The following is a 9,839-nucleotide window of genomic DNA, read 5'->3' as shown; positions in this document are numbered from 1 at the left end:
ACCTCGGAAAAGGCATCAATTTGATTCTCCAAATGAAGTATATTTACAATTATTAAACAATAATCAGGAATTCGCATTAATTAATTGAATCCACCCTTTGTGTAACTCTGTGAAATAAAAAAACTCTCGAAAAGTTTCTCAAAGCAAACGCAGAAACTCACAAAATTTAGTATTTTGATTTTCATATTTCAGTAAACCTCCGTGTATCTTTGCGTTTTCACTTTGTGCAACTCTGTGAAATAAAATAACTCTCGCAAAGTTTCACAAAGGAAACGCAGAGCCTCGCAAAGTTTATTTTTCGATTTTCAAATTTTAATAAATCTCCGTGTATCTTTGTGTTTTTGCTTTGCGAATCTTTGTGTTACACTAACTATGCTATTTCAAATAAAATCGTATTTACAATTCCTATGGCACTCAAAAAATGAGCATGCCGTACATTCTCCGTTTGTTTTTAGTTTGTTGACAAAATGTTTTTATGACAAAAAATCAAAACCGGAATATACATTTTTAAAAAAGTATAGAAACTCGCTATTAGCAAACAATAATACGATTGAAGTAACAGACTTTGGTGCGGGTTCAAAAGTTTTCAAATCCAATACAAGAGTTATTTCCAAGATTGCAAAAACGGCAGGGATTTCTTCGAAGCGAGCCGAATTATTATTTAGAATCACCCATTATTTTCAGCCTGACTTTATTTTAGAAATTGGAACTTCGTTAGGATTAGCGACGGCTGCGCTTTCATTAGGGAATTTAAAAGCAAAAATAACAACGCTGGAAGGCTGCCCGGAAACAGCAAAAATTGCTCAACTGCAATTGCAAACATTCAATTATAACAATGTAGCATCTATAGTAACAACGTTTAATTCTTATTTAGAGAAACGGAAGTCATCTGTGAATACTGCAACTGAACACTCGGGACTAAACACGGAACACTTTTCCTTAATTTACTTTGACGGAAATCACTCCAAAAAAGCTACACTGGAGTATTTCGAACTATTACTTTCAACCGTGACTAATGAAACCGTTTGGATATTCGATGACATTCATTGGTCGAAAGAAATGGAACAAGCTTGGGAAATTATTAAAAGTCACCCGCAAGTCACAGTCACTATTGACACATTCCAGTGGGGATTGGTATTTTTTAGGAGAGAACAGCCCAAAGAACATTTTGTGATTCGGGTTTAACCCAAAAAAAAAATGACAGCCATTGCTGACTGTCATTCTTATTTGAATTAATTATTCCTTATTCTTTTGCTCTTTTCATTTCTCCTGATTTAGCTCCCATTCTATTCAAAGTATACATTGGGCCAAATTTCACTTTCAAACCAGAAATTTTTCTATTGTCTTCAGCTGAAAGTCCTTCTTTTTCAACAGTATTCTTTCTGCTGTCTAGTGCTTCATACATCAATTTGATTTCATCCCAGTCTTCGCGAGAATATACATCTTTGTTATCTTCAACGGTATGAATAAATTGTTGGTACACATTATGAATGTTTGCAGCATTTACCCAACTAAAATTCATGTCCTCACCCATTTTACCTTCACCAAATAAGGCATTCCTCATTTGCTGCTTGCTGTTAGGTGCAGTAGCTACTGCAGCTGCTTGTGCTGCCATTTGTTGAGCTTCTACCTTCGCTTTCAAAGCTTCGTATTTTGCTCTACTTGCATCAAGACGTGCTTGCGCATCAGCATTATCTTTCATGTTAGCAATTGCAGCTTCAGCTTCTCCTGCTCTTAATTGGTACGATGCTTCTATGCCTTCCCAGTTTCCTTCAGCATCTGCTGCTGCAACATTACCTAATGAATCTACGTACATTACATAGCTATCCACTTTTTTTTCTGCTTGCTCCGCTTTTTCATCTTTACAAGATGTAAATCCAATAGCGATTACCGCTAATCCTAATGCTAATTTCGTATTTTTCATAATTTAAGTTTTGATTAATTATTTCTTAAACAAATGTAAATAACTTTGCTCTATGTTCAATAAATAACAAAAAATTATATAAAAAATCAATATAATTGTGAAATAAAAAAGATAAAAGTGTGAATTATACAAAACGAGACTAGAATTGTGTAAAACTTTAAATTCAGTTTATGCTTATCAATAAACTTAAAAATCAGTTTAAATGAAAAACAATTGAAAAACACAAAATTATACAGGATCTAAATTTCAGTGCTTGCGTACTGTAACAAATTAAAAAAAAAACTACTTATTAGTAGTTCAAAAGTTTTTGTACTTTTAAAATCTAAATTAATAGCAACCCGCGCACCGTCAAAGGTTAAAAATCATACATTCTAATGGCAAACCCGCTAATAAAAATAACTAATATCAAAAGAGATTTTGTATTAGGAAATGAAATCGTTTATGTTCTAAAAGGCATTGATTTAGAGATCAACAAAGGAGAATATGTAGCACTAATGGGACCTTCAGGATCTGGAAAGTCTACCTTAATGAATTTATTAGGGTGTTTAGACACCCCTACTTCCGGAACTTATATTTTGAATGGAAAGGATGTAAGCCAGATGAAAGACGATGAATTAGCAGAAATTCGAAATAAAGAAATTGGGTTCGTTTTCCAGACTTTCAACCTTTTACCACGAACAACTGCATTAGACAACGTGGCTTTACCCATGATTTATGCTGGGTTTTCTAAATCAGATAGAAACAAGCGCGCCTCCGAAGTATTGGATCAAGTAAATCTATCTGACCGAATGGATCACCAACCCAACCAACTTTCAGGAGGGCAACGCCAGCGTGTAGCCATCGCTAGAGCATTGGTCAATAAACCTTCAATCATCCTTGCAGATGAACCTACTGGAAATTTAGACAGTAAAACATCATTAGAAATCATGAAACTTTTTGGAGACATCCACGCCAATGGAAACACTGTAATTTTAGTAACACATGAGGAGGAAATCGCCGCTTATGCCAATCGCGTCATTCGTTTGCGTGATGGACTCATAGAAAGCGACACTACCAAATAGTTTTTTTTTCAGGAGCTTTTTCCGGCTAACCGCTACAATCTTTTCTAAAACCTTTCAGCCCTCAAAAGGCTTGAAGCTTTTAGAAAAGGATTTCCACTGTTATCCGGGCTAGGAAATCCAAATTACAATTGCGTTTACTACTACCAAACATCACTTTAAAAAATGAAAATCGCCCTATTAACCTGCGAAAAACTTCCCGATTTAAATCCCGAAGACCAAAAAATAATTCCAGCACTCGCCCAACACAATATAGAATCTTCCGCTGTTATCTGGAACGACAAAAATATCAATTGGACTGATTACGACTATTTAATTTTTCGCAATACTTGGGATTATTTCGAGAAAGAAACCGAGTTTAAACTTTGGCTGGACCACATAGAAAAATTAGGAATCAAAACACTAAACCCGATCGAAGTGATTAAGCTAAACATCCATAAGTTTTACTTGCGGAAAATGGAGCAACAAGGAATCACAATATTGCCCACTCTTTTTATAGATAAAACAAACCATCTTGATCTTGTAAAACGAATTCCTTCCCATTGGAAAAAAGCAGTCATAAAACCTGCTTTTTCTGCGGGTTCCTATCTAACAGAAGTTTTTGAAGTAGCAAATAGTACAAAAATAAACCAACAATATGCTGCTATTGCTTTAGAAAAAGAATTACTAGTGCAGGAATTCATGCCTCAGATTCAAACATTAGGCGAAACCTCCTTTATCTTTTTCAACAAAAAATTCTCTCATGCAGTGAATAAAAAACCGGTTGATGGCGATTTTAGGGTTCAATCTCTTTTTGGAGGAATTTATACCTTGGTGCATCCAAGTCAGGACATGATTCAAAAAGCGCAAAAAGTAGTCGATACCTTTAAAGAAGATTTACTATATGCTCGCGTCGACGGTATTTTAATTGACCAAGAACTTTACCTAATGGAAGTGGAATGTATTGAACCCGATCTGTATTTCAATCTAAGTGAAAATTCATTGGACCGATTTGTTGCATCAATAGTAAAATTAATAGCCTAAATTTGTTTTTTTAAAATCAAATACCCAGTAGATGAAAGTATATACAAAAACGGGAGACAAAGGAACAACAGCCCTTTTTGGAGGAACTCGTGTCCCAAAAGACCATGCCCGTATCGAAAGTTACGGAACTGTTGACGAATTGAATTCTCACATCGGTTTAATTCGCGATCAGGAAATGAATGCGCATTACAAAGAAATTCTTATTGAAATTCAGGATCGTTTGTTTACGGTAGGAGCTATTCTTGCGACGCCACCTGAAAAAGAAGTGAAGAAAAACGGAGAACTTCGGTTGAAAAAATTAGGAATTATAGAATCTGACATTGAATTATTGGAAAATGAAATAGATGCTATGGAAGAGGCGCTTCCGCCAATGACTCATTTCGTACTTCCCGGCGGACATACCACTGTGTCATATTGTCATATAGCGCGTTGTGTATGCCGCAGAGCAGAGCGTTTAGCAGTCCATTTAAGCCATAATGAACCCGTTGCAGAGGTCGCTATTAAATACCTAAACCGACTTTCTGACTATCTTTTTGTGTTGGCACGGAAGTTGTCTCATGACCTGAACGCTGACGAGGTGAAATGGATTCCGAGAAAGTAGTATTCAGTTTGCAGTGCTCAGTATTCAGTACGAAAACTTTAAACTTCAAACCTGAAACTTTAAACTAAATAAAACGTTCTTAACTTTAACTAAAAATAAATCATTTTTTACTTGTTTTTTTCAGTAAAAAATTTATTTTTGCACAAAATTAAATCGACAACAGATGTATTGGACATTAGAATTAGCTTCCTATTTAAGTGATGCCCCGTGGCCTGCCAACAAAGACGAACTTATTGACTACGCTATTAGAGCAGGAGCTCCATTAGAGGTGGTAGAAAACCTTCAATCTATAGAGGATGAAGGCGAGATATATGAATCAATGGAAGAAATATGGCCAGATTATCCTACGGACGAAGATTATCTTTGGAATGAGGATGAATATTAAAAAGTAAACCAATAAAAAAGTCTCAAAAGAGGCTTTTTTTTGGTTTAAATTTACAGAATTACACAATTAGAAATAAAATATATTATGAGTTTCATAAACAGTATTATCAAAGTCTTTGTTGGCGATAAGTCACAAAAGGATGTAAAAGCATTACAACCCTATCTTAATAAAATTAAAACTTTTGAAAATCCTTTAATGTCATTATCAAATGATGAACTTAGAGCGCGTACCGCATTTTTCAAAGATAAAATAAAACAAGATCGTTCTGAAAAAGATGCCAAAATTACTGCCCTTAAACAGGAAGTAGAAAGCATTCTTGATATAGATAAAAGAGAAGATCTTTACATCGCTATTGATGCACTGGAAAAAGAAGCTTACGATATATCAGAAAAAACATTGATGGAAATTCTTCCTGAAGCTTTTGCTGTGGTCAAAGAAACAGCAAGACGTTTCAAAGACAACTCACAAATTGTAGTTACTGCTACTCCAAAAGACCGAGAACTATCTGCTACAAAAAGTTACATTACTTTAGATGGAGATACTGCTATCTGGGCTAATTCATGGAGTGCAGCAGGGAAAGAAATTACTTGGGACATGATCCACTATGACGTACAATTAATTGGCGGAATGGTTTTACATGAAGGAAAAGTAGCCGAAATGCAAACAGGAGAGGGAAAAACATTGGTAGCCACTTTACCACTTTATTTGAATGCATTGACTGGAAATGGTGTGCATTTAGTAACCGTGAATGACTATTTAGCAAAAAGAGATAGTACTTGGAAAGCACCTTTGTTTGAATTTCATGGTATGACAGTAGAATGTATCGACAATTACCAACCTAACTCTGACGAAAGAAAAAAAGCCTACGATGCGGATATCACTTACGGAACCAATAATGAATTTGGTTTTGACTACTTACGAGATAATATGGCACACTCGCCAGAGGATTTAGTGCAAAGAAAACACAACTATGCCATTGTCGATGAGGTCGATTCTGTTTTGATTGATGATGCGAGAACACCCTTAATTATTTCAGGACCAGTTCCACAAGGAGACCGCCATGAATTCATGGAAATGAAACCAAAAATCGAAAACCTTGTTGCACTGCAACGTCAGCTTGCAAATGGTTTTTTATCTGAATCAAAAAAATTAATAAAAGAGGGAAACACTAAAGAAGGTGGATTCCAATTGTTAAGAGCGTATAGAGCATTGCCAAAAAACAAAGCGTTGATCAAGTTTTTGAGTGAAGAAGGAATCAAACAATTGCTTCAAAAAACCGAAAATCAATACATGCAGGATAACAAAAGGGACATGCACAAGGTTGATGAGGCATTGTATTTTGTTATTGAAGAAAAAAATAATCAAGTTGAATTGTCAGACAATGGTATTCAATACCTTTCCGGAGATACAGATTCCGATTTTTTCGTACTTCCAGATATTGGAACTGAAATTGCCGCTATCGAAAAGAAAAAATTAGACAAAGACGCTGAAGCGGAAGAAAAAGAGCAATTATTTCAAGATTTCGGAATAAAAAGCGAGCGTATTCATACATTGACACAACTTTTGAAAGCCTATGCTTTATTTGAAAAAGATGTAGAATATGTAATCATGGATAACAAAATCATGATTGTTGATGAGCAAACTGGTCGTATTATGGATGGTCGTCGTTATTCTGACGGATTGCACCAAGCGATTGAAGCCAAAGAAAATGTAAAAATCGAAGCGGCAACGCAAACATTCGCAACGGTTACTTTGCAGAATTACTTTAGAATGTACAACAAACTGGGAGGAATGACTGGAACTGCAGTAACCGAAGCAGGAGAGTTATGGCAAATATATAAGTTAGACGTTGTCGAAATTCCGACCAACAGAGGAATGGCTCGATTGGACAAAGAGGACTTTATTTATAAAACGACTCGTGAAAAATTCAATGCTGTAATCGAAGACGTAGCGGAATTATCTAAAGCAGGAAGACCCGTTCTTATTGGAACAACCTCGGTAGAGATCTCCGAATTATTAAGTCGAATGTTGAAAATGAGAGGCGTGACACACAACGTATTGAATGCAAAAATGCACAAACAAGAAGCTCAAATTGTAGAAGAAGCAGGAAAACCAGGTGTGGTAACTATTGCTACCAACATGGCTGGTCGTGGTACCGATATTAAATTATCTGCCGAAGTAAAAGCCGCTGGTGGATTGGCGATTGTAGGTACAGAGCGTCATGATTCGCGTCGCGTGGACCGTCAGTTACGTGGTCGTGCAGGACGTCAAGGTGATCCGGGAAGTTCTCAGTTTTATGTTTCTCTTGAGGACAACCTGATGCGTTTGTTTGGTTCTGAAAGAGTGGCCAAAGTAATGGACAGAATGGGCTTGCAAGAAGGAGAAGTGATTCAGCATTCTATGATGACAAAATCTATCGAGCGTGCGCAGAAAAAAGTAGAGGAAAATAACTTTGGTGTTCGTAAACGTTTATTGGAATATGATGATGTAATGAATGCGCAACGTGAAGTAGTGTACAAGCGTCGTCGTCATGCTTTGTTTGGAGAGCGTTTGAAATTGGATATTGCAAACATGCTGTATGACACTTGTGAATTGATTGTTGATCAAAACAAAGCAACCAATAATTTCAAAAATTTTGAATTTGAACTAATTCGTTATTTCTCGATTACTTCGCCAGTTACAGAAAGTGAGTTCACCAAGTTGAGCGAAATGGAATTAACCGGAAAAGTATACAAAGCAACATTAGAATATTACACCGAAAAAACGGAGCGAAGTGCCAGAGAAGCTTTTCCAATTATAAAAAGTGTTTACGAAGATAAAAACAATCAATTTGAGCGTATTGTAGTTCCGTTTACAGATGGAATAAAATCGTTAAATGTAGTTACGGATTTGAAAGCCGCTTATGAGTCTGAAGGGGCGCAACTGGTTGCTGATTTCGAGAAAAACATCACTTTGGCTATTGTTGATGAAGCTTGGAAAAAACACTTGCGTAAAATGGACGAATTGAAACAATCCGTTCAATTAGCCGTTCACGAACAAAAAGATCCTTTGCTTATTTACAAACTGGAAGCATTCAATTTGTTTAGAGCTATGATTGAAAACGTGAATAAAGAAGTCATTTCATTCTTGTTTAAAGGCGATTTACCCGCTCAAGAAAACCAACAAATTCAAGAAGCAGTTGACGCTGCTCCTAGAGAAGATTACGAATTGAGTAAAGATGAAATTGTAAGTAGCGAAGCTGCAAACCGCGAAGCTGGTGAAACCCAACAACGACAAATAACCGAAACGATTACGAGAGATATGCCAAAAATCAATCGCAACGATACTGTTAGCATTCAAAACGTGGCTACCGGACAAGTACAAGAAATGAAATACAAAAAAGCCGAAAGCCTAATCGCTTCAGGACAATGGGTATTGGTGAACTAAGCCCTTTTATTTCAGGACAACCCAAACTCCACTGCGCAAGTAGTGGAGTTTTTTTTTATCCTAAATTTATTTCAGGATCTTTTTTAGGATCTTTTTTAGGATCTTTTTTAGGATCTTTTTTAGGATCTTCTTTAGGAGCCACTCCCGCCCTACGCTACAAAGCATTTGGTCGCCCACCCTTTTTCTGGGCGCTGGCAGGAGCTTCCTTTGGTCGCTCTGCCACCACCAGAAAAAGCGGTGCGCAACCGTCATGCGTTTTTCGCTTCGGTCAGGGCTAGGGGTTTTGTGCTAAAATAGTTCGTTTACGGATATGCATTCACTATGAAAAAAAACGGCAAAAAAATAAAAAGACTATTTGATGATTTGTACTAAATTTATTATTTATATTTGTTAATAATGCGCTACACAGTAGCGCCTATACACCCAAATTTGGGTAGATAAGCGCTACTGCGTAGTGCATATATACTAGTTGGCAGTAATGTTAAAAAAAAATCGAAATGAGAAGAAATAATGAAACACCTTTAGGCTGTTATTTAATAATTATAATAATTGCATCGCCTTTTTTTTTAATAAGTATGTGTAATGATAGATTACAAGATAAAGAAAAAAAAATAAAGTATGACAAATTAGCGGAAGAACGAAAAAATTACCTTAATCAATTTGATTTTGATTTTGAAGAAGTTACCAAAGATATTGAAAATTTAAATCTTCAAAAAATTCAGAGGTCAAAACCAAATAAACCGCTTATCATATTCCAAAAAAGAGTATTTGATAAAAAAAACGAACTGTTTTTTACTTATGAATTAAATAAAAAACTAGAAAAAGGATATATGTCTTTTAAAAAAAATGAAATAAATACAATTGTAGTAATAAGTGACACTTTAATTAATGTAGGATATTATTCAAGAACCAATAAGATAGGGTTTAAAAATAACATCTTAATTTCTTATATCGATAAAAAAACAAATAGAGTAATTAAAAATTTTGAGATTGAAGGTGAAGAACCCCCGAAAGAAATAAGATATCACGAGAACGATGATTATAACAAGGTTTATGGAAAAAGACCAAGTGAATTAGAAATTTATGAAAATATAGTAAACAATATAAATTAAGAAAATGGAAAATTTTAAAATAAATTTGAATCAGAATTTATGGGCTCTAATTGTTTCATTATTAACATTAGGAAGTTCAGAATACTATAATTTGAAAACATCATATTATTTTGGGATTGTTCTATCCATTATCACAAGTATTTCAGTTATAATTTCTTTATACTTTTACACTAAAAACTATATTCAAAACAAATCTGTTTAAAAACACTACTGCCAACAGCTAGGGTTTCGTTGCGTTCGAAGAACGAACAATGAACCCGCGGTTGAACGGAACCGGTTACATGCCGTTAACACTATGGAGTTATCGTAA

The 9,839-nt window shown here is 35.3% G+C and carries 9 protein-coding genes; 8 read left to right on the top strand and 1 reads right to left on the bottom strand.

Going from position 1 to position 9,839, the window contains the following annotated elements:
• The first annotated feature begins 372 nt into the window (after positions 1-372).
• Positions 373-1,185 (top strand): O-methyltransferase, encoded by an 813-nt coding sequence (locus tag BUC11_RS15900; protein WP_073355652.1) that lies wholly within the window; start codon positions 373-375, stop codon positions 1,183-1,185.
• A 58-nt stretch (positions 1,186-1,243) separates the two neighbouring features.
• Here BUC11_RS15900 and BUC11_RS15895 read toward each other — a convergent pair whose 3' ends face one another.
• Positions 1,244-1,924 (bottom strand): hypothetical protein, encoded by a 681-nt coding sequence (locus tag BUC11_RS15895; RefSeq protein ID WP_073355650.1) that lies wholly within the window; start codon positions 1,922-1,924, stop codon positions 1,244-1,246.
• Between the two features lie 374 nt (positions 1,925-2,298).
• Here BUC11_RS15895 and BUC11_RS15890 point away from each other — a divergent pair, with 374 nt between their 5' ends.
• From BUC11_RS15890 to BUC11_RS15860, 7 genes are all read left to right on the top strand, one after another.
• Positions 2,299-2,985 carry an ABC transporter ATP-binding protein gene (locus BUC11_RS15890; protein ID WP_073355646.1) on the top strand — a complete coding sequence of 229 codons (687 nt, stop codon included), beginning with the start codon at positions 2,299-2,301 and terminating at the stop codon, positions 2,983-2,985.
• 162 nt (positions 2,986-3,147) lie between these two features.
• Positions 3,148-4,005: an ATP-grasp domain-containing protein gene (locus tag BUC11_RS15885; RefSeq protein WP_073355644.1), complete on the top strand. Its 858-nt coding sequence runs from the start codon at positions 3,148-3,150 to the stop codon at positions 4,003-4,005.
• 31 nt (positions 4,006-4,036) lie between these two features.
• A complete protein-coding gene (locus BUC11_RS15880) occupies positions 4,037-4,606 on the top strand; it encodes a cob(I)yrinic acid a,c-diamide adenosyltransferase (protein WP_073355642.1) in 570 nt (189 codons plus the stop codon).
• A 163-nt stretch (positions 4,607-4,769) separates the two neighbouring features.
• On the top strand, positions 4,770-4,991 hold the full coding sequence (locus BUC11_RS15875) for a DUF2795 domain-containing protein (protein ID WP_007138072.1): 222 nt from the start codon (positions 4,770-4,772) through the stop codon (positions 4,989-4,991).
• 84 nt (positions 4,992-5,075) lie between these two features.
• Positions 5,076-8,417, top strand: coding sequence for a preprotein translocase subunit SecA (gene secA / locus BUC11_RS15870; protein WP_073355640.1), 3,342 nt, complete (start codon positions 5,076-5,078; stop codon positions 8,415-8,417).
• Positions 8,399-8,695 carry a hypothetical protein gene (locus tag BUC11_RS15865; protein ID WP_073355638.1) on the top strand — a complete coding sequence of 99 codons (297 nt, stop codon included), beginning with the start codon at positions 8,399-8,401 and terminating at the stop codon, positions 8,693-8,695. Before secA ends, BUC11_RS15865 begins: the two co-directional genes overlap by 19 nt.
• Before the next feature lie 219 nt (positions 8,696-8,914).
• The gene (locus BUC11_RS15860) at positions 8,915-9,529 is read left to right on the top strand and encodes a hypothetical protein (protein WP_139259540.1); all 615 of its coding nucleotides are present in this window, start codon (positions 8,915-8,917) and stop codon (positions 9,527-9,529) included.
• Positions 9,530-9,839 lie beyond the last annotated feature (310 nt).

Source organism: Flavobacterium xanthum, from assembly GCF_900142695.1.
GTDB classification, from domain to species: Bacteria; Bacteroidota; Bacteroidia; order Flavobacteriales; family Flavobacteriaceae; genus Flavobacterium; species Flavobacterium xanthum.
Note: the sequence above shows the minus strand (reverse complement) of the source record. Positions and strands in the feature narration are given on the sequence as shown.